Below are 19,926 nucleotides of genomic sequence, written 5' to 3'. Positions count from 1 at the left end.
TCGCGGAGGCTGTTTGGTTAAAGTAAAACAGGTTCCGCAGCCGGTGCTGCAAGTTGTCGATAGTATCTTTCTTCAGCTTCAGCCGGTGGGATGTCGCCAATCGATTCCAGCAGACGTTGGTGATTGAACCAGGACACCCATTCCAGCGTGGCCAGCTCTACGGCAGCCTTGGTTTTCCAGGGTGCTCTGCGGTGAATAACCTCCGTTTTGTAGAGGCCGTTGATCGTCTCGGCCAATGCGTTGTCATACGCGCTTCCTGTGCTGCCGACTGATGGATTGATGCCGGCTTCGCCTAACCGCTCGGAATAGCGAATGGACACGTATTGGGACCCTCTATCGGAATGATGAACAAGCCCGTCGGAGTGCGTCGGTCTTCGGTCATAAACGGCTTGCTCGAGCGCATCCAGGACGAAGTCTGTGGTCATGCTGCTGGAGGCTCTCCATCCGACGATACGCTTGGCATAGGCATCGATGACGAACGCCACATATAACCATCCCTGCCAAGTCGACACGTAGGTGAAATCCGCTACCCACAGACGATTGGGCCGGTCCGCCTCGAAATGCCGCTTCACCAGATCGCGCGGGCAGGCGGCCTCGCTATCAGGGATCGTGGTACGAACCCGTTTGCCGCGCCTGATGCCCTCGATACCAAGGTGTCGCATCAAGCGTTCGACTGTGCATCGTGCCACGGCCACGCCCTCCCGAGACAACTGCTTCCAAATCTTGCGAGCGCCATAGACCCGAAAGTTCTGTTCCCAAACACGTTGGACATGCACCATGAGCCGCTCATCCCGCTTAGCTCGCTGGCTTCGCAGCTCTGGATTACGGCGTCGCGCAGCATGACTCCAGTAGGCTGAGGGGGCGACCTGCAAAACCTTGCAGATCGGCTCGACCCCATACAGGTCCCGATGCTGATCGATATAGGCGTTTACTTCTTCAGTTCGCGGTCGAGCGCCGCCTGGGCGAAAAAAGCGCTAGCCGACTTGAGAATTTCATTGGCGCGGCGTAGTTCTTTAACTTCACGTTCAAGCGCTTTAATCCGTTCTTGTTCCGCCTCTGGGAGGCCAGGTCGCCTACCAGCTTCTACCTCGGCGCGTTGAACCCACTGCAACAGCGTGTAGCCCGAGCAGCCAATCTTAGGCGCGATGGACTGCACCGCTGCCCACTGTGAGCGGTACTCATCGCGATGCTCCTGCACCAAGCGCACAGCACGCTCACGAACCTCAGGGGAAAACTTATTGTTCTTGCTCATGACTGCATTCTCTCAAGAAATACAGCCTCTTCAAAACCCGGTGTGATTCAACCCAGCGGCTCTGCTCGGGGCTGTGGCGCATGAACTCCTGACGCCGCCCGTAGTTTTTCACCAACGGGATAAAGCTGCGGCTCGTCAATACCAGGCCGTCGTCCGAACGCAGCAGAAAGGGCAACGGCACCCGTCCGAGTGCCTGGATTTCGCGATCACAGCCTGATATCACCTTCCACCGTTTAGGAGTCCGCATTTTTCCGCATTTGGGATCCAAAAGAACGCTGGCTGTGAACGCATCACCTTGGGTGGTGGAATCAGCTGTATTTTGGTCGTTTTCCCCCTGCCAAGCGTTTAAGATGCTCCCAGTCGTGGACAGCGACAGGAATTTCCATCCGGCACCAAGCAGAAGCCATTTGTGCAGAAGCCGGTCGCGTACGGGAAGCCAGAAGCCGATTCGCGGAATGGTCTGGTCCCGCCGGGCATGCCCACCTCCCGATTCAGACTGGTAATTGGTGAAGTCGAACGTATTCAAGGTCTCGGTCGTTCGGAAGGTCGCACGGCGTAGGCTCGGGCTCTACTTCTTCTGGCGCGACTGGGCAGTTTCGCCTTCGATCAACAAGACCAAGAATTTGGTAGAGGCCGGCTTGCTCCTTAGGGAGATGACTCGCTGGAGCTAGCATGTGGCACGAGCACTCTTCGGCTTATGGCTGCTGCTATGGGTGGACTGGGGAAAATATCGGACCCTCAGAACGAGCTACGAAACGCCGTTCACGACCAGCGCCAAGCCCAAAAATGCTGGATCGACCTCCTCCGCGAACCCTTCGGTGGCTGTGTTCGCGAATCACATGGGAAAGCGCTTCTCATTCACTAGCTTGCCCTGCCACAGCTCCGACATAACAAATCCGTTCTCCACGAAGCGGAACTTAACGTGCGTGTCCTAGGCTTCGCACGGGTTTTGTGTGCAGACTTCTGCCCTCCGTTTTTTCTTCTTGGACGCGATTGCGATTTGCTCAAGGGATGGGCGCGCAACCGGCGATATCGGCATCCATACGTGGAGCTCGAAGCGCTCCGGATTGGCACCGGCGTTTCGCACCTCTATCTGCGCACCCTGCTCTCTTAGTCGCCAGGCGGCAATCCACCGGTCTGAGTCTGTCTTGAACGTAAGGACGAAGTAGTCCAACCCCTCCCCGCACGCCCGCATTTCTTGCCATCCCCATAAAGAAGCGAAGGCGTGATTATTACTGGAAGCAGTTTGTTTACGCAAAGTGGAAAAAACCCCGGACGGTAAGGACTTCTTGGACGCCCTTGAACTGCCAGATCCTGGATGGTGAGTTCGGCAACTGATCGAGGACGTTGGCGCCGGCCAAATTTGGCAACAAATGTCGATTTTTCATAACGTTTTGCCCGCTCCGCTCCCCTAGCTAGGCCGCCCAGCAGGGGGTATCGTGCAGGCGCACGAAGCAAAAACGTGCCTTCCTCTGTTCCCCCTTGGATGATCGGGCTCCTACCAGGTCATCCCCGCTGCGGCGCTGCCCACAACCGGCGTCGCAGCGTTTTTCTACATGGAGGGTGAACTCGCAAGGTTATCCCTGCCTAACATTTGCCCAACTCCGAAGGCAGGGAACCCGCTGGGACAACCACTTCACCGATCGCATGGCGCCCCCAAGGAGCGCGTCACTTGAATTTCACACCAGGCCAAGGGACCTCGGCAGCACACACATAATCGTGTCCTTGGTGACATCAACGAGGATGCGTTACCCGGACCGAGCGATGCGCGGCTAAGGCAAGGTCGTCATCGCAGACTGGTGCATCGGGGTTCGCCTTAGTTTGAGCCCCTGCGGGAGCGTGCCTAAGGGCTTGCGTCAGCGAGTCCGGCGATGTTGCACTCCCCTAGCCCGCCCGTCGCGCAAGCAGCTTGCAGAGCCTGGGGCTTCACGGCATGCCTACATCGATCGGCACGGCGCTCAATGCGACTCAGGAAGCTTGCGCACGGCTTGAGCCCTGTAGGCAACACCGCCGACTGTCGCAGAAAACCGGAAGTTGCTCGATGACAGCCAAGAAAAAAGGCACAGGGCAAAAACCCTGTGCCTTTCACATTCGAATTCAAGGACTGATCCGTCTGTCGGCGGTGGTGGGTGCTACAGGGGTCGAACCTGTGACCTACGCCTTGTAAGGGCGCCGCTCTACCAACTGAGCTAAGCACCCGCCGAAGAGGCGGAAACAATGTGTGCCGCCTCGAGAACGCGTAGTATAGCGGATTACCCGAACTCTTGCCGAGGCAGCCCCGACTAAGGCGCCTCGCGAGCCAGACACCGATTAGTTGACGGCATCCTTGAGGGCTTTGCCCGGACGGAACTTGGGCACCTTGGCTTTCTTGATCTTGATGGCTTCGCCGGTGCGGGGATTGCGGCCCGTGCGAGCAGCGCGAGAAGTCACTGCAAAAGTGCCAAAACCGACCAGTGTCACAGTGCCACCTTTCTTGAGCGTCGTTTTCACCGCCTGCACCAACGCATCCAGCGAACGGCCAGCGGCCGCCTTGGAGATGTCGGCATGCTTGGCGATGTGGTCGATAAGCTCGGTCTTATTCATTAGGCCCCTCACAAGGTCTATCTGTGGAAGAAATTTGTTGGTCCCGATGCTGGGTCGCAAGGGGCACCCCCAGAGCGCGACATACCGCGTCAGTACCACCCGCGCATACGAAACGCAGAGGAGTATTTAATCCTCGGGTAGAAAGACGTGTCAAGGGAAACCCGCTGGAAAACCGCGTAAAACCTCATCGTGCTCCCTTGGAGCCAAAAAAGAGGGCGCTTGCGCGCCCTCTGCCCTTTCAATCGGCGATGATCAGTGCTTCATGACCGGGTCGGCCGAACTTCCGCCTTCTGCCGTAACGTGGGCCTCGACCTTGGCCTCGGGCTTGGCTGCAGGCTCTTCCTCCGGCAAGGGATCGGGCAGGCGTTCGAGCGCGAGCTCCAGCACGCGATCGATCCAGCGCACCGGCACGATCTCGAGCTGGTTCTTGACCGTGTCCGGGATCTCCGCCAGGTCTTTGGCGTTCTCCTCGGGAATGAGGACGGTCTTGATGCCGCCCCGGTGTGCCGCGAGCAGCTTCTCTTTCAGGCCGCCGATGGGAAGAATCTCGCCGCGCAGCGTGATCTCCCCGGTCATGGCGACGTCTGCCCGCACGGGGATGCCCGTCAACGCCGACACGATGGCCGTGGTGATCGCAGCGCCGGCGGAGGGACCATCCTTGGGCGTCGCGCCTTCGGGAACGTGCACGTGCATGTCCTTCTTCTCGAAGACGGTGTGATCGATGCCCAGGCGCCGTGCACGCGAGCGCACCACGGAGCGGGCGGCCTCGACCGATTCTTTCATGACGTCGCCGAGCGAGCCGGTACGCTGGATATTGCCCTTGCCCGGCATCACCGCCACTTCGATCGTGAGCAGGTCGCCGCCGACCTCGGTCCAGGCCAGGCCCGTGACCTGGCCCACCTGGTTTTCCTTCTCAGCCACGCCGAAGGTGTAGCGCCGCACGCCCAGGTAATCGCTCAGGTTGTCGGGCGTCACGACGACCTGTTGCTGCTCGCCCTTGAGCAACAGGCCCTTGACGACCTTGCGGCAGATCTTGCTGATCTCGCGTTCGAGCGAGCGCACGCCCGCCTCCCGCGTGTAGTAGCGCACAATGTCGCGCAGCGCCGACTCCTCGACCTTGAGCTCATCGGGCTTGAGGCCGTTGTGCTTCATCTGCTTGGGCAGCAGGTGCTGGGTGGCGATGTGCACTTTCTCGTCTTCGGTGTAGCCCGAGAGGCGAATGACTTCCATCCGGTCCAACAGCGCCGGCGGAATGTTCAGCGTATTGCTGGTCGCCACGAACATCACGTCGGAAAGATCGAAATCGACTTCGACGTAGTGATCCTGGAACGTATGGTTCTGCTCGGGATCCAGCACCTCGAGCAGCGCAGAGGCCGGATCGCCCCGGAAATCCATGCCCATCTTGTCGACTTCGTCGAGCAGGAAGAGCGGGTTGCGCGCGCCCACCTTGGCCAGGTTCTGGAGGATTTTTCCGGGCATCGAGCCAATGTAGGTGCGACGGTGCCCGCGGATCTCCGACTCGTCCCGCACGCCGCCGAGGGCCATCCGCACGAACTTGCGGTTGGTCGCCTTGGCGATGGACTGCCCGAGCGAGGTCTTGCCCACCCCCGGAGGCCCGACCAGGCACAGGATGGGCGCCTTGACCTTGTCCACGCGCTGCTGCACGGCGAGGTATTCGAGGATGCGCTCCTTGACCTTCTCCAGCCCGTAGTGGTCGTTGTTGAGCACTTCTTCGGCATGCTGGAGCGAATTGTTGACCTTGCTCTTTTTCTTCCAGGGCAAGCTCACCAGCGTGTCGATGTAGTTGCGCACCACGGTGGCCTCGGCCGACATGGGCGACATCAGGCGCAGCTTCTTGAGTTCGGATTCGGCCTTCTTCTTGGCCTCCTTGGGCATGTGCGCAGCCTTGATCCGCTTTTCGAGCTCTTCGAAATCCGCGCCGTCCTCGCCCTCGCCCAGCTCCTTCTGGATGGCCTTGACCTGCTCGTTCAGGTAGTACTCGCGCTGGCTTTTTTCCATCTGCTTCTTCACGCGGCCGCGGATGCGTTTTTCCACCTGAAGAATGTCGATTTCGGTCTCGAGCTGCGCCAGCAGCGCCTCCAGGCGCTCGGCGGTGGAGAACACCTCCAGCATCTTCTGTTTCTGCTCGAGCTTGAGGGGCAGGTGGGCGGCGATGGTGTCGGCCAGGCGCCCCGGCTCGTCGATGCCCGACAAGGAGGTCAGGATCTCGGGCGGGATTTTCTTGTTCAGTTTGACGTATTGGTCGAACTGGGACACGATGGCCCGGCGCAGCGCTTCGATCTCGGCGCTCTGGCCACGATCGGGATCGATGGGCACGAGCTCGCACGAGAAGTGCGCGCCCTGGTCGTCGATGCGGGTGATGCGGGCGCGCTGGGCTCCCTCGACCAGAACCTTCACGGTGCCGTCGGGCAGCTTCAGCATCTGCAGAATGCTGGCGACGCATCCGATTTCGTAGATGTCGTCCGCGGAAGGCTCATCCTTGGCGGCCGATTTCTGCGCCACCAGCATGATGCTCTTGCCGGCCTCCATGGCGGACTCCAAGGCCTTGATCGACTTGGGCCGGCCCACGAACAGCGGGATGACCATGTGCGGGAATACGACCACGTCGCGCAGCGGAAGCAGCGGCAACTCGATCGGTTCGGAGGGGAGTATCTGGCTCGCAGACATGATTCGTCCTCGAATTTGAATGCTATCAGGATGAGGGCGTAAGCGTGGATTTCAAGCGTCGGCGGGCAATCGGGTCTGCGAAAGCAGCCGGATCCAGGCCGTTTTCCCGCGTCTAGGCTCGAAAAAAAGGCATGGACCCGAAGGTAGGCGCAGAGACATCAGTCGCCGGACGGGCAGGCATTTGCACGCCATGGACCAATGTAGCACATAGCGCTCCCGCCACGCGGCAACGCGCGCCCCGTGCAGCAGCACCGGGCCCGGCAATCCGGGCCCTACTCCGCCGCTCGCGGCGCGCTCCCGCGCGCAGGCACGCCTACTGGCTGGCGACCTTGGGATTGTCGCCGTAGATGAGCAGGGGCACGCCTTCACCATTGACGGCGTTCTCGTCGAGCACCACCTTGGTGACGTTGCCCAACGACGGCAGCTCATACATGGTGTCGAGGAGGGCCGCCTCGAGGATGGAACGTAGCCCGCGGGCCCCCGTCTTGCGCTTGAGCGCTTTCTGGGCGATGGCCTGCAAGGCCTGCGGGCGCACGTCGAGCTCGGCACCCTCCATCGCGAACAGCTTCTGGAACTGCTTGACCAGCGCGTTCTTGGGCTCGACCAGAATTTGGATCAGCGCTTCTTCGTTCAGCTCGTCCAGCGTGGCGACGACCGGCAGGCGGCCGACCAGCTCGGGGATCAACCCGAACTTGATCAAGTCTTCCGGCTCGACCTCGCCGAACAGGTCGCTGACCGACCGCTCGGCCTCGGACTTGACCGAGGCGCTAAAGCCTATGCCCGACTTCTCGGTGCGCCCGCGAATGACCTTTTCCAGACCGTCGAACGCGCCGCCGCAGATAAACAGGATGTTGGTCGTGTCGATCTGCACGAAGTCCTGGTTGGGATGCTTGCGGCCGCCCTGGGGAGGAACCGACGCCACCGTGCCTTCGATCAGCTTGAGCAGCGCCTGCTGCACGCCTTCGCCCGACACGTCGCGCGTAATGGACGGATTGTCGGCCTTGCGGGAGATCTTGTCGATTTCGTCGATGTAGACAATGCCGCGCTGCGCCTTCTCGACGTCGTAGTTGCAGTTCTGCAGCAGCTTCTGGATGATGTTCTCGACGTCCTCGCCCACGTAGCCGGCCTCGGTCAACGTGGTCGCGTCGGCGATCACGAAGGGCACGTTCAGCAGGCGGGCCAGCGTCTGCGCCAACAGCGTCTTGCCCGACCCGGTCGGGCCGATCAGCAGGATGTTGCTTTTCGACAGCTCGATGTCGTCCGCCTTGCCGCCGGCATGGCGTATGCGCTTGTAGTGGTTGTACACCGCCACCGACAGGATCCGCTTGGCCCGTGTCTGCCCGATCACGTATTGGTCGAGGATCTCCTTGATCTCGGCCGGCGTGGGGAGCTCGGACTTGGCACCGGTCTTGACGTCGGCAGCCGCCTCGTCGCGAATGATGTCGTTGCAGAGGTCGATGCACTCATCGCAAATGAACACCGAAGGTCCGGCGATCAACTTGCGAACCTCATGCTGGCTCTTGCCGCAAAACGAGCAATAGAGCAGCTTTTCGTTCGACCCTTTCTTTTCCGACATGGTCAACCCTGTTCGCTACGGCGGCTGAAGACTTTATCGATCAAGCCATAAGATACTGCGTCAGCCGCCGACATGAAATTGTCGCGTTCCGTATCCACCGCGATGCGCTCGATCGGCTGGCCGGTGTTTTCGGCCAGGATGCGATTCAGGCGCTCGCGCAGATACAGGATTTCGCGGGCGTGGATTTCGATGTCTGTCGCCTGCCCTTGGGCGCCGCCCGAGGGCTGGTGAATCATGATGCGGGAATTGGGCAGCGCGATGCGCTTGCCCTTGGCCCCGGCAGCCAGCAGGAAGGCTCCCATGCTGGCGGCCAGCCCGGTGCAGAGGGTCGCCACGTCGGGCTTGACGAACTGCATGGTGTCGTAGATGGCCATGCCCGCATAGACCGACCCGCCGGGCGAGTTGATGTAGAGCGAGATGTCTTTGTCGGGGTTCTCGGACTCCAGGAACAGGAGCTGAGCCACGATCAGGTTGGCCGAGGCCTCGGTGACCGGGCCAACCAGGAAAATGATCCGCTCTTTCAGCAAACGCGAGTAGATGTCGTACGCACGCTCACCCCGACCGGACTGTTCGATCACCATCGGCACATAGCCGAGGGATTTGGGGCCGAGCGACTCGGCCCCATACATCGATGCGTAGAAATCTACGAAGCGTTGCATCAGGTGGTTCCCATCAATTCATCGAAAGAGACTTGCTCGTCCTTGACCTTGGCCTTGGACAGGACGTGTTGGACGACGTTGTCTTCCAGCACGATGGCCTCGACCTCGGCAAGGCGAGCCTTGTCGGTCAAATAGTAACGCACGACCTCTTCCGGGCGCTCGTAGCTCTGGGCGAAGTCCTCGATCCGCGCACGGATCTGGTCGGGCCGGGCCTTGAGGTTCTCGACCTTGACCAGCTCGGACACCAGCAGGCCCAGGCGCACGCGACGCTCGGACTCGGCCGAGAAGGCCTCCGCGGGAATGGGCAGCTTGTCGGCGTTGGGCACGCCGCGCTGCTTGAGGTCCTCGCGCGCCGCGGCGATGCGGCGCTCGGTGTCATCGTTGACCAGCGCCTTCGGAATGTCGAAGGTAGCGGCCTTGGCAAGGGCGTCCATCACGCTCGCCTTGGTACGGGCGAGGGTGCGGTTGCGGACCTCGCGCTCCAGGTTGGCGCGGATGTCCGCGCGCAGTTTCTCGACGTCGCCTTCGGCCTGGCCCAGTTGCTTGGCGAACTCGGCGTCGACCTCGGGCAGCACGCCCTCTTCCACCTTCTTGATGGTGATGGTGAATTCGGCTGTCTTGCCCGCGACCTCGGCCGCACCGTAATCGGCCGGGAACGTGAGCGGGAATTTCTTGGTCTCGCCCGCCTTCATGCCACGCACGGCTTCCTCGAATTCGGGCAGCATGCGGCCTTGCCCCAGGACGATGGGGAAGTCCGTCGCAGAGCCGCCGTCGAATGCAACGCCGTCGATGGTGCCGGCGAAATCCAGCGTCACGCGGTCATTGTCGCCGGCAGCGCGGCCTTCGCGCTCGACGAAGGAGATGCGTTGCTTGCGCAGGATCTCGACCGTGCGCTCGACCTCGGCATCGCCCACTTCGCTCTTGGCGTTCGACACTTCCAGCGTGGAGAGGTCGGGGATCTGGACCTCAGGGTAAACCTCGAAGGTGGCGGTGAAGCCCACCATGCCCTCGGGCACGCCTTCGGTCTTGGGCTCGACGGACGGCGAGCCGGCCAGGCGCAGCTTGGCCTCGCTGACGACCTTTTCCAGAGCGTCGCCGATCTTGGCGTTCAAAACCTCCATCCGCACTTCGGGCCCATAGGTGCGGGCCAGCATGGACAGAGGGACTTTGCCGGGTCGAAAGCCCGGCATCTTGGCGGTGCGGGCCAGGCGCTTCAGGCGCGTTTCGACTTCTTTTTCGACGTCGGCCACAGGGACGGAAAGATCCACGCGCCGCTCAAGACCTGACAGGGTTTCAACCACAGGCTGCATGCAAAAACCTATATTGAGTATGTGTAATCGACAGAATCGGAGTTACCCGCGCCGCGAGAGGCACCGCAACCAACATCGATCCGGGCATTCGCGAATTGTGCCACAGCCCCGGACGGCGCCTGGGCGACGCCCGGCTCCCGGGGAGCAGCCTCGTGCCGGCTGCGGCCGGACACCGCCAGGGTGGTTCAAAACTCATTCATGGTGCGACCGAGAGGAATCGAACCTCCACAGGATTTCTCCCGACAGGACCTAAACCTGTTGCGTCTACCAATTTCGCCACGGTCGCATCCGGAATGGGATTGTAACCCGACTATGAAAAAACGCTTGAAAGCCTCCCTGCCCACCCCTTCCGAGCCGGCCGGACCCGCCCCCTAGCGCCACGCAAACCGGCACCACGCCAGGGCCGGTTGACCCTTGTTTGCATTCCGCCCGTCCCTTCACCGGCCACCACGGCCGCTTGATTACGCTTGTTGATCATCCCCGCCGGGGCGTTGGGATAGATTGCGTCCCGTCATCCGGCCATGCCGTGCCCATGCGCACAAGCTACGGGCGGAACGGGCCTCCGTCCACCGCCGCCGGCCAGGGCTGACCGGAATCCCACCCTATGCAAGGGGTACGCCCCCGTCCTCAGCATGACCGACACGAAGTTGCCCGACATCGCCATCCTGCTCGGAGAATCCGGACGCGACTATGAGTTCGCGAGCGCCCTCATGCGCGCCGGCTTCGTCGTCTACGTGTGCACCAGCCCGCAGCAAGTCCACGCCTTGGTTCGCGCTGGCAAGCGGCCGGTGCTCCTAGCCGGCGCAAGCCAAGCGTCGGCCTTCAACGACCCGCTCCTGCCCAAACTCATCTGTTCCCCGCACGCCCCGGTCGGCGAGGGCAAGCGCGAGACCGAAACCGCGTGGGGAATTGACGTCCGCGCGGCTGGCCCCGACCCGCAAGGCCACGCGAACTCCGTACTGCGCGCCCTGCGCCAGCACCTGGATGCGCCGCGGCCACAGCCCAAAATAACGCCGCCCCCGCCCGCCACCTGGCGGCTCACCGCGCCGCCGCGACGCCTCGTCGACCCCCAAGAGCGTGCCCTGCCGCTCACGTTGACCGAATGGCAATTCATCAGCCTCCTGTTGCTGGCGCCGAACCGGGTCCTGACGTTCGAGCAATGGCAGGACACCTCGCTGCGCGACGGGTTGCGCCAGTCGCACAATGTGGCGGTGCTGGTGAGCCGCCTGCGCCGCAAGGCTGCGCATCGAGGCATCAAGTTGCCGCTGCAGGCGGTGCGGGGCGTGGGCTACACGTTTACCGAGCCGTGCGAGCGCACCAGGCAGGAATCCAAGCGCGCGGCCTGACCCCGGCGGCAAAAAAGCGCGGCGCCGAGGTTACAATCGCGCCCATGAATCCTCGTCTCGGGCTGCTCCAGCCCTACCCCTTCGAAAAGCTCCGCGCGCTGTACGCCGGTGTCGAGCCGCCCGCGAACCTGCGCCCCGTCAGCCTATCCATCGGCGAGCCCAAGCACGCCACGCCGGCCTTCATCGAAGACGCCGTGCGCCAGAATCTGTCCGGCCTCTCCAGCTACCCACCGACCAAAGGCTCTCCCGCCCTGCGGGCAGCCATCGCAGGGTGGCTGCAACGACGCTACGGGCTGCCGGCCGTCGATCCCGATACCCAGGTGCTGCCCGTGCTCGGCTCGCGCGAGGCATTGTTTGCCTTCGCCCAGCTCGTGGTCGACGATGCCAAACGGCCGCGGGTGCTGTGCCCCAACCCGTTCTACCAGATCTATGAGGGCGCGGCGCTGCTGGCAGGCGGCCGCCCGACCTTCGTCAACGCCGACCCGGCTCGCAACTTCGGCTGCGATTGGTCCTCGGTGTCGGACGAAGAGTGGAACGAAACCCGGCTGGTCTACGTATGCTCGCCCGGCAACCCGGCGGGCAACGTCATGGACCTGGAAGAATGGAAGTACCTGTTCGAGCAGGCCGACAAGTATGGGTTCGTCATCGCCTCGGACGAGTGCTACTCCGAAATTTACCTAGATGAATCGCAGCCGCCGCTGGGTGCGCTCGAAGCCGCCCACCGCCTGGGCCGCACGGATTTCCACAACATCGTGGTGTTTTCGAGCCTGTCCAAGCGCTCCAACGTGCCGGGAATGCGCTCGGGCTTCGTGGCCGGCGACGCCAAGCTATTGGCCCGGTTCCTGCTGTACCGGACCTACCACGGCAGCGCCATGAGCGCCGTCGTCGCGGCAGCGAGCATCGCGGCCTGGAACGACGAAGAGCACGTGCGCGAGAACCGGCGCATGTACCGAGAAAAATTCGAGGCCGTGCTGCCGATCCTGCAGGACGTGTTGGACGTCCAACGCCCCCAGGCTTCGTTTTATCTCTGGCCCCGTACGCCCATCGACGACGCGGAGTTCGCCCGCGGCCTGCTGGCGCAGGAAAACGTCACGGCGCTGCCGGGCAGCTTCCTGGCCCGCGAGACGCGCGCCGGCAATCCCGGCGCCAACCGCTTGCGCCTGGCGCTCGTGGCGCCGCTGGACGAATGCGTCGAGGCCGCCCACCGGCTGGCCCGCTACGCCCGCTCGCTGGCTGCCCCCCGCACGGCATGAATGCCTACGGCCCTCCTGGGGCGCGGGACGCCCGGCCTGCCTTGCCCGCGGACCGGGCCGGGCTCCGGCGCGGCGCTTTCTTTCTCTGATTTTTTTTCCGGATATCCGACCATGAGCCAAGACCTCCAGAACATCATCGAACAAGCTTGGGAAGACCGTGCCTCGCTCTCGCCCGCATCCGCTCCCGCGCCGATCCGCGAAGCCGTCGATCACGTGTTGAACGCGCTGGACAAGGGTGAACTACGCGTGGCCGAAAAACAGAATGGCGACTGGCTCGTGCACCAATGGATCAAGAAGGCCGTGCTGCTTTCTTTCCGCCTGGAAGACAACGTCGTGATGGGCGCCGGCCCGGGCACGCCCCTGCAGTTCTTCGACAAAGTACCGAGCAAGTTCGCAGGCTACACCGACGCCGACTTCAAGCAAGGGGGCTTTCGCGTGGTGCCGCCCGCCGTCGCGCGCCGCGGCTCGTACATCGCCCGCAATGCGGTGCTGATGCCTTCCTACGTCAATATCGGCGCCTACGTCGACGAGGGCACCATGGTCGACACCTGGGCGACCGTGGGCTCCTGCGCGCAGATCGGCAAGAACGTCCACCTCTCCGGCGGCGTGGGCATCGGCGGCGTGTTGGAGCCGCTGCAGGCCAATCCCACCATCATCGAGGACAACTGCTTCATCGGCGCCCGCTCGGAAGTGGTCGAAGGCGTGATCGTGGAAGAAAACTCGGTGCTCTCCATGGGCGTCTTCATCGGCCAGAGCACCAAGATCTATAACCGCGAGACCGGCGAGATTCTCTACGGCCGCGTGCCCTCGGGCTCGGTGGTGGTGCCTGGTACCCTGCCCTCGCCCGACGGCAAGTACAGCCTGTATTGCGCCGTCATCGTCAAGCGCGTCGATGCGCAGACCCGTGCCAAGACCAGCATCAACGATTTGCTGCGCGCCTGATAGACCTTCATCCAACGCGTCCCCATGACTACTTCCGTTCTGTCCCTGGTTGAAGAGCTGATCCGCCGTCCCTCGGTGACTCCCGAGGACGAAGGCTGCCAGGCTTTGCTGATTGAACGCCTGACGGCGCGCGGATTCGCCTGCGAGACCATCGCCGGAGGCGGAGTGGTCAATTTGTGGGCGCGGCGCGGCACCGAAGGCCCACTGGTTGTCTTTGCCGGCCACACGGATGTAGTCCCGCCCGGTCCGCGCGAAAAATGGAACACCGACCCCTTCGTGCCCACCATCGTCGACGGGAACCTGTACGGGCGCGGGGCGGCCGACATGAAGAGCTCGATCGCCGCCTTCGTGGTGGCGGCCGAGGAGTTCATCGCGCATTGTCCCGACCACCCCGGATCGATCGGACTGCTGATCACCTCGGACGAAGAGGGCCCCGCGACCGACGGCACCGTGAAAGTCTGCGAATGGCTCTCGGCCCGCGGCGAGCAGTTGGACTACTGCATCGTCGGCGAACCCACCTCCTCGGTGCAGCTGGGCGACACCATCAAGAACGGCCGCCGCGGCTCGCTGTCCGGCCGGCTCGTGGTCAAGGGCATCCAGGGGCACGTGGCGTACCCGGAAAAGGCCCGCAACCCCATCCACCAGTGCGCCGGCGCGCTGGCCGAGCTCGCGGTGACCGAGTGGGACCGTGGCAACGAATATTTCCCGCCCACCACGTTCCAGATCTCTAATTTCCACAGCGGCACCGGCGCCACCAACGTAGTCCCCGGCGAGGCAGTGATCGATTTCAATTTCCGCTTCTCGACGGCCAGTACCGCCGATGAGCTGAAGAGCCGCGTCGCGGCCATCCTCGATCGGCACGGCCTCGAATACACCTTGGATTGGACCTTGAGCGGCCTGCCGTTCCTGACCCCCCGCGGCACGCTCTGCAGCGCCCTGGCGCAGGCCATCGCCGCCGAAGTCGGCATCGAGGCGGAGCTCTCTACCACGGGCGGCACGTCCGACGGGCGCTTCATTGCGCAGATCTGTCCCCAGGTCGTGGAGTTCGGGCCGGTCAACGCCACCATCCACAAGGTCAATGAGCACATTGCCGTTGACAGCCTGGAACCGCTGAAGAACATTTACCGACGCACGCTGGAAGCGTTGCTGAGATGAAGGCCCGCCCGACGCGCCGGAAGTTGCACGCCGGGGCCGCGCCGTAGGACTTGAAACGAAAACTGCGCTTCCCGCGCCGCTCCCCGGCCGCTCCGGCACGGCCAGCGCCGGGGCATGTTGAATCTGGACTCCCTATGCCCGCCCTCGACTACCATCCGCTGCGCACTGTCCGCGACTTGGTCCGCTACGCCGTCAGCCGGTTCAATGCCGCCGGCATCGCGCTGGGCCACGGTACCCTGGACGTTTATGACGAAGCCGTCTACCTGGTCCTGCACACGCTGCACCTGCCCATCGACCGGCTCGAACCTTTCATCGACGCCGCCGTGCTCGACGACGAGCGCCAGGCGGTGCTGGACATCATCGAACGCCGCATCACGGAACGCCGGCCCGCCCCCTATTTGACCCATGAGGCCTGGCTGCGCGGCCGACGTTTTTACGTGGACGAACGCGTCATCGTGCCACGCTCCTACATCGCCGAACTGCTGGACGACGGGCTCGCCCCCTGGATCGACGACCCCTACTCCGTAGAATGGGTGCTCGACATGTGCACCGGCTCCGGGTGCCTTGCCATCGCCGCAGCCGAGACCTTCCCGCACGCCCAGGTGGATGCGGTCGATATATCGCAAGACGCCCTGGACGTCGCGCGCATCAATGTCGACGACTACGGCCTTCAAGACCGCATCGCCCTCTACCAGTCGAACCTGTTCGAGCAACTGCCCCCTGCACAATACGATTTGATCTTGTGCAATCCGCCGTACGTCAACACAAGTTCGATGAATGCCCTTCCGCCCGAGTACCGCCATGAGCCCAGCATCGCGCTCGCCGGCGGCGCGGACGGCATGGACTTGATCCGGCCGCTGCTCGCGCAGGCGGCGGACTACCTCCAGCCGCACGGCATCCTGGTGCTGGAGCTAGGGCATGAAAAGGCCTATTTCGAACAGGCCTTCCCGCAGCTGGAACCCATTTGGCTGAGCACCTCCGGCGGAGACGACAAAGTGCTGCTACTCAGGCAGGACCAATTGGTCTGAGGCGACGGCATGATACGGGCATCAGGCATTACGCTGCGGCGCGGCACCAAAGTCCTCCTCGAAGGCGCGGACTTCGTGGTCCACCCGGGCGAACGCGTCGGCATCGTCGGGCCCAATGGCGCCGGCAAGTCCACGCTGTTCGCCCTCCTGAACGGCCAGCTCGATCCGGATGCCGGGGAGCTCGAGATCCCGGCCAGCTGGCGCATCGCCTCCATCGCCCAGGAAATCCACGATACGGACCGCGAGGCGCTGGATTTCGTCATCGACGGCGACACCCGGCTGCGTCGCCTCCAGGCCGAGCGCGACGCCGTGGATGCCGACCTTGATGGCCTGCGGCTGGCCGAACTGGAAGCCGAACTGGCCGATGCCGGGGCGTTTTCGGCCCAGTCCCGCGCCGAGCAATTGCTGATCGGCCTGGGATTCCACCAGCACGAATTCCGCCAACCCGTGGCCAGCTTCTCGGGCGGCTGGCGCATGCGGCTGAACCTGGCGCGGGCGCTGATGGCGCCGTCGGACTTGCTCTTGCTGGACGAACCGACCAACCACCTGGATTTGGACGCCATGCTATGGCTGGAGCGATGGCTGGCGGCCTACCCGGGTACGGTGCTCGTGATTTCGCACGACACCGAATTCCTGGACGCGGTGGCGCGGACCATCCTGCATTTCGACCAGGCCAAGCTGGTACGCTACAAGGGCGGCTATGAGGACTTCCTGACGCAGCGCGCCGAGCGGCTGCGCCAAAGCCAGATCGCCTACGAAAAACAGCAGCGCGAGGCGGCTCACCTGCAGAGCTTCATCGACCGCTTCAAGGCCAAGGCCACCAAGGCCAAGCAGGCCCAGAGCCGGGTCAAGGCACTGGCCCGGATGCAGGCACTCGCGCCGGTACGGGCAGCCGCAGGCATCGACATCCGCATTCCCTCCCCTGACCACATGCCCGACCCCTTGCTGTCGCTCGACGGCGTGCAGGCGGGCTATCCCGGCAAGCCCATCCTCGACCGCGTGACGCTGTCGGTGCGTGCCGGCGCGCGGATCGGCATCCTCGGGGCCAACGGCGCCGGCAAGAGCACGCTGGTCAAGACCCTGGCCGGCGAACTCACCCCGCTCGCGGGCGAACGCAAGGCCGCCCGGGGGCTGGAAGTCGGCTATTTCGCCCAGCACCAGCTGGACATGCTCGACACCGAAGCCTCGCCACTGCTGCACCTGGCGCGCCTCGCGCCCGAAGCGCGCGAGCAGGACCTGCGCAATTACCTGGGGGGCTTCGGCTTTTCCGGCGACTTTGCCCTCTCCAAGGTCGGTCCCATGTCCGGCGGCGAAAAGGCCAGATTGGCCCTCGCGCTGGTCGTGTGGAAGAAACCCAACCTCCTGCTGCTCGACGAACCCAGCAACCACCTGGACGTGGACACGCGGGAAGCCCTGACCGAAGCGCTGGCCGAGTTCGAGGGCACCATGCTCCTCGTCTCGCACGACCGTCACTTGCTCCGGACCACCGTGGACAGCTTCTGGATCGTCGGCGACGGCGGCGTGCGCGAATTCGACGGCGACCTGGAGGACTACCGCGACTGGCTGGCCAATCGCCAGGGCGGCGCCGAAACCGCGCCGACGCAGGACTGCGCTGCGGCCGACACGCCGGTCGACCGCAAGATGCAGCGGCGGCTCGAAGCCGAAACCCGGCAGCGGCTCTCCTCGCTGCGCAAACCGCTGGAGGCGCGACTCAAGAAGGTGGAAGACGAGATGCAGAAGCTCGAGCAACGCAAGCGCGAGCTCGATGCGCTGATCGCCGACCCGGGCCTTTACGAAGACGCCCGCCGGGACGAACGCCTGCGCGTGCTGGCAGAGCACGGCGACCTGCAGAAACGGCTGGGTGAACTCGAGGAGGCCTGGCTGAGCCTGCAGGAAGAACTCGAGGCCATCAAGGCCTGAGGCAAGCGCGCCGGCCCGCACGCTCCGGCGCTAGTGAGCCGCCCGGCTCGCACCCCTGCCCCAACGCACTCATTGCAGCAACGCGTTGATCGCGACCACGTCGCTTTCACCCAGGATTCCCGACGCCTGTTTCAGCAAAAGATTGCTGAACACGAGCTGGTGACGCGCCACCGAATAGGCGATCTTTGCATTGAGCAGATTGGCCTGGCTGGTCAGGATGTCCAGTATGGTCTTGCTTCCGGCCCGATAGCTCGCCACCGAGGCGTCGAGCGCGGACTGTGCCGACTCCACCGCTGCGCGCGTGGCCTCCACCTGGCTGATGCCCGAGATCACGCTGCGGTAAGCGTTGCGCGCATTCGCGGCCACCGCGCGCCGCACGGCCTCACGCTGGTCCTGCGCTGCGTAGCGCTGGTACATGGCCTCGCGCGTCTGGGCCGTGGTCAGGCCTCCGGCGTAAATCGGTATCGTGAGCGTCACGCCCACCAGCGTATTGCCGGTCCGGGTCCAGGAGTATTCGTAGCCAGGCGGAATGGTTTCACCCGTCTCCGTCCCCCAAACACGCGTCATCGTGCGCCGGATCGTGCCGGTTAGCGTGGGCAGGTGCCCGGATGCGGCGGTCTTGACCTTGTAGTCGGCCGCCTCTACCGATTTGTCCGCCGCGGCGAGTTGAGGATTCCGCTCATACGCAAGCCGCACCCATGCTTCCATGTCGTCCGGATCCGGACGCAGCAACGGGATCCGATCGCGCAACGGCTTCAAGGGCCCGAAGTCCTTGCCGATGATCTGGCTCAGGCTCTCCCTGGCCATCTGGACGGAATTGCGGGCGGTGATGCTTTGTGCGACCGCGTTGTCGTACTGCGCCTGTGCCTGGTGCACGTCGGTCACCGTGGCCATGCCCGCCTGGTACAACTCCCTGGCTTGCTTGAGCTGCAAGGCCAGGGCTTTTTCATAGGCTTCGGAAAACTCCAGCTGCTCGGACGTCGTCAGCACGTTGAAATAGGCTTCGACCGTGCGCACGGCTAGGTCCTGCGACGCTGCGTCGTAGGAGTAATCCGCTCCCACCGCCGAGGCCTGCGCCCCGCGCAGCGTCGTGACGTTGGACCAATTGAACAACTGGATGTCCAGGCTGATGCCAGCGGCGCTGCTCCTGCCGCGGGTATATGTACTGGAATAAAGCAACCACGTATTGTTGAATTCGGTCGGCGCGGTCGTGCTTTCGCCGGTATTCTGCCGTGCCGCGGTATAGGTGGCATTGACTTGCGGCAGGAAAGCCGAGCGTGCCGCATTCACGCCTTCATGGGTGGCCTTGCGCGTGGCATCGGACGCGGCCAGCGTGGGATCGGCCTCGCGGGCCATGCGGTAGATCTCATAGAGATCTTCCGCGCACCCCGGCGCTGGCGCCGCCGCCAACGCAGCTGCCATCAATGCGGGCACCATCCGCAAGCCGGTTCTCAGGTGCCTGCGCCCGCTCGGACGGCGGTCATGAAGAACGGTATTCAATCTTGCGACCATGGGTAACATTGCTTCCGTCAGAAGAACTACACGCCGGACCGGTTCGCGCCGCCGCGCCCGCCCCAGGCCCGGCCCATGCTGGGAACGCCCCGGCCGGGGCAAAACCCAACAATGGCAGGCCCGTCCAGGCCCTTACCGAGAGCGCCTCGCCGCGCACCCCCGGCACCGCAACGGCAAGCCGGTAGCCGTCCTCGGACTCATAGAGCCGGCACGCGCATGCCGCACGGACGTCGCCGCCGGATGCGTGATCGACGATGTGGGGTGGCCGCCCATCGACTTGGGCGGTAAAGCCATCCAGGGGGACGGACAAGCCGCGCCCCAGGGCCTTGACCCATGCTTCCTTCAGCGACCATATCTCGGTGAAGCACTCCGCTCTCCGCATGCCGACGCATGCGTGCAGCAGCGCCCGCTCGCGCTGGGAAAAGTTCGCATCCGCCAGCGCCAGCGCATCGATGCCGGCATCGACTCGCTCAACGTCTACGCCGACCTCTGCATCGAGGCAAACGGCCAGGACAGCCATGCCGCGGGTATGACTCAAATTGAAGTGGACCGGGAAGCGGTCTTGCACACGGGAGCTTAGGGCAGGCTTGCCCCAGGCATTGCACTCGAAAGCCAGCGCGGCGGGAGCCAGCCCCGCATACCCCGCCAGCACCCCGCGCAGCAGCCCGTGCGCCAGCAAACTCCCCCATTGCCCGATTCACG

The 19,926-nt window shown here is 63.6% G+C and carries 15 protein-coding genes, 2 tRNA genes and 1 other annotated feature; of the genes, 6 read left to right on the top strand and 11 right to left on the bottom strand.

Annotation, left to right across the window (positions count from 1 at the left end; all coding sequences use genetic code 11):
- Positions 1-17: 17 nt before the first annotated feature.
- The 9 genes from Q0319_RS05220 to Q0319_RS05180 all read right to left on the bottom strand — a co-directional run bounded on the left by Q0319_RS05220 (position 18) and on the right by Q0319_RS05180 (position 10,354).
- Positions 18-1,252 (bottom strand): IS3 family transposase gene (locus Q0319_RS05220; protein WP_299451360.1). Its coding sequence is split into 2 segments (ribosomal slippage): positions 18-973 and positions 973-1,252, totalling 1,236 coding nucleotides; the frame shifts between segments, so codons are not numbered across the junction.
- Positions 858-974 (bottom strand) — a sequence feature (AL1L pseudoknot). It overlaps the preceding gene by 117 nt.
- Entirely contained in the window at positions 1,236-1,778 is a 543-nt protein-coding gene (locus tag Q0319_RS05215) for a hypothetical protein (protein ID WP_299451359.1), read from the bottom strand. Before Q0319_RS05215 ends, Q0319_RS05220 begins: the two co-directional genes overlap by 17 nt.
- Before the next feature lie 1,597 nt (positions 1,779-3,375).
- Positions 3,376-3,451 (bottom strand) — tRNA-Val (locus Q0319_RS05210).
- Positions 3,452-3,562: 111 nt separating this feature from the next.
- Positions 3,563-3,883, bottom strand: a complete 321-nt coding sequence (locus Q0319_RS05205) for an HU family DNA-binding protein (RefSeq protein ID WP_299451383.1) — start codon at positions 3,881-3,883, stop codon at positions 3,563-3,565.
- Positions 3,884-4,087: 204 nt separating this feature from the next.
- Positions 4,088-6,523 carry an endopeptidase La gene (lon, locus tag Q0319_RS05200; RefSeq protein ID WP_296468342.1) on the bottom strand — a complete coding sequence of 812 codons (2,436 nt, stop codon included), beginning with the start codon at positions 6,521-6,523 and terminating at the stop codon, positions 4,088-4,090.
- Between the two features lie 313 nt (positions 6,524-6,836).
- Positions 6,837-8,099, bottom strand: coding sequence for an ATP-dependent Clp protease ATP-binding subunit ClpX (gene clpX / locus Q0319_RS05195; RefSeq protein WP_296468344.1), 1,263 nt, complete (start codon positions 8,097-8,099; stop codon positions 6,837-6,839).
- A 2-nt stretch (positions 8,100-8,101) separates the two neighbouring features.
- Entirely contained in the window at positions 8,102-8,758 is a 657-nt protein-coding gene (gene clpP / locus Q0319_RS05190) for an ATP-dependent Clp endopeptidase proteolytic subunit ClpP (RefSeq protein ID WP_296468346.1), read from the bottom strand.
- On the bottom strand, positions 8,758-10,068 hold the full coding sequence (tig, locus tag Q0319_RS05185; protein ID WP_296468348.1) for a trigger factor: 1,311 nt from the start codon (positions 10,066-10,068) through the stop codon (positions 8,758-8,760). The genes clpP and tig overlap by 1 nt, the downstream gene beginning before the upstream one ends.
- A 199-nt stretch (positions 10,069-10,267) precedes the next feature.
- Positions 10,268-10,354, bottom strand: a tRNA-Leu gene (locus Q0319_RS05180).
- Between the two features lie 346 nt (positions 10,355-10,700).
- On the opposite strand from Q0319_RS05180, the gene Q0319_RS05175 reads away from it, so the two are divergent.
- The 6 genes from Q0319_RS05175 (at position 10,701) to Q0319_RS05150 (ending at position 17,712) form a co-directional block, all read left to right on the top strand.
- A complete protein-coding gene (locus tag Q0319_RS05175; RefSeq protein WP_299451358.1) occupies positions 10,701-11,414 on the top strand; it encodes a helix-turn-helix domain-containing protein in 714 nt (237 codons plus the stop codon).
- 44 nt (positions 11,415-11,458) lie between these two features.
- Positions 11,459-12,667, top strand: coding sequence for a succinyldiaminopimelate transaminase (gene dapC, locus Q0319_RS05170; RefSeq protein WP_296466186.1), 1,209 nt, complete (start codon positions 11,459-11,461; stop codon positions 12,665-12,667).
- Positions 12,668-12,778: 111 nt separating this feature from the next.
- Entirely contained in the window at positions 12,779-13,609 is an 831-nt protein-coding gene (gene dapD / locus Q0319_RS05165; protein WP_296466189.1) for a 2,3,4,5-tetrahydropyridine-2,6-dicarboxylate N-succinyltransferase, read from the top strand.
- Positions 13,610-13,633: 24 nt separating this feature from the next.
- Entirely contained in the window at positions 13,634-14,764 is a 1,131-nt protein-coding gene (dapE, locus tag Q0319_RS05160; protein ID WP_296466192.1) for a succinyl-diaminopimelate desuccinylase, read from the top strand.
- Positions 14,765-14,898: 134 nt separating this feature from the next.
- Positions 14,899-15,792, top strand: a complete 894-nt coding sequence (gene prmB / locus Q0319_RS05155) for a 50S ribosomal protein L3 N(5)-glutamine methyltransferase (RefSeq protein WP_296466195.1) — start codon at positions 14,899-14,901, stop codon at positions 15,790-15,792.
- A 9-nt stretch (positions 15,793-15,801) separates the two neighbouring features.
- Positions 15,802-17,712, top strand: coding sequence for an ATP-binding cassette domain-containing protein (locus Q0319_RS05150; protein WP_299451357.1), 1,911 nt, complete (start codon positions 15,802-15,804; stop codon positions 17,710-17,712).
- Positions 17,713-17,781: 69 nt separating this feature from the next.
- Here the strand turns inward: Q0319_RS05150 and Q0319_RS05145 are convergent, their stop codons facing one another.
- Both Q0319_RS05145 and Q0319_RS05140 read right to left on the bottom strand, forming a co-directional pair.
- Positions 17,782-19,224 carry a TolC family outer membrane protein gene (locus Q0319_RS05145; RefSeq protein ID WP_299451356.1) on the bottom strand — a complete coding sequence of 481 codons (1,443 nt, stop codon included), beginning with the start codon at positions 19,222-19,224 and terminating at the stop codon, positions 17,782-17,784.
- Positions 19,193-19,903, bottom strand: coding sequence for a 4'-phosphopantetheinyl transferase superfamily protein (locus Q0319_RS05140; RefSeq protein ID WP_299451355.1), 711 nt, complete (start codon positions 19,901-19,903; stop codon positions 19,193-19,195). The genes Q0319_RS05145 and Q0319_RS05140 overlap by 32 nt, the downstream gene beginning before the upstream one ends.
- Between the last annotated feature and the right edge of the window lie 23 nt (positions 19,904-19,926).

This window comes from uncultured Pigmentiphaga sp., assembly GCF_937950555.1.
In the GTDB taxonomy this organism is placed as follows: Bacteria; Pseudomonadota; Gammaproteobacteria; order Burkholderiales; family Burkholderiaceae_B; genus Pigmentiphaga.
This window is presented reverse-complemented; position numbering and strand designations above follow the sequence as displayed.

Excerpts from the sequence above, each read along its gene's own strand:
- dapC (WP_296466186.1), top strand. The coding sequence starts at position 11,459 with ATGAATCCTCGTCTCGGGCTGCTCCAGCCCTACCCCTTCGAAAAGCTC.
- clpP (WP_296468346.1), bottom strand. The coding sequence starts at position 8,758 with ATGCAACGCTTCGTAGATTTCTACGCATCGATGTATGGGGCCGAGTCG.
- dapD (WP_296466189.1), top strand. The coding sequence starts at position 12,779 with ATGAGCCAAGACCTCCAGAACATCATCGAACAAGCTTGGGAAGACCGT.
- Q0319_RS05150 (WP_299451357.1), top strand. The coding sequence starts at position 15,802 with ATGATACGGGCATCAGGCATTACGCTGCGGCGCGGCACCAAAGTCCTC.
- lon (WP_296468342.1), bottom strand. The coding sequence starts at position 6,523 with ATGTCTGCGAGCCAGATACTCCCCTCCGAACCGATCGAGTTGCCGCTG.
- prmB (WP_296466195.1), top strand. The coding sequence starts at position 14,899 with ATGCCCGCCCTCGACTACCATCCGCTGCGCACTGTCCGCGACTTGGTC.
- Q0319_RS05175 (WP_299451358.1), top strand. The coding sequence starts at position 10,701 with ATGACCGACACGAAGTTGCCCGACATCGCCATCCTGCTCGGAGAATCC.
- tig (WP_296468348.1), bottom strand. The coding sequence starts at position 10,068 with ATGCAGCCTGTGGTTGAAACCCTGTCAGGTCTTGAGCGGCGCGTGGAT.
- Q0319_RS05145 (WP_299451356.1), bottom strand. The coding sequence starts at position 19,224 with ATGGTCGCAAGATTGAATACCGTTCTTCATGACCGCCGTCCGAGCGGG.
- clpX (WP_296468344.1), bottom strand. The coding sequence starts at position 8,099 with ATGTCGGAAAAGAAAGGGTCGAACGAAAAGCTGCTCTATTGCTCGTTT.
- dapE (WP_296466192.1), top strand. The coding sequence starts at position 13,634 with ATGACTACTTCCGTTCTGTCCCTGGTTGAAGAGCTGATCCGCCGTCCC.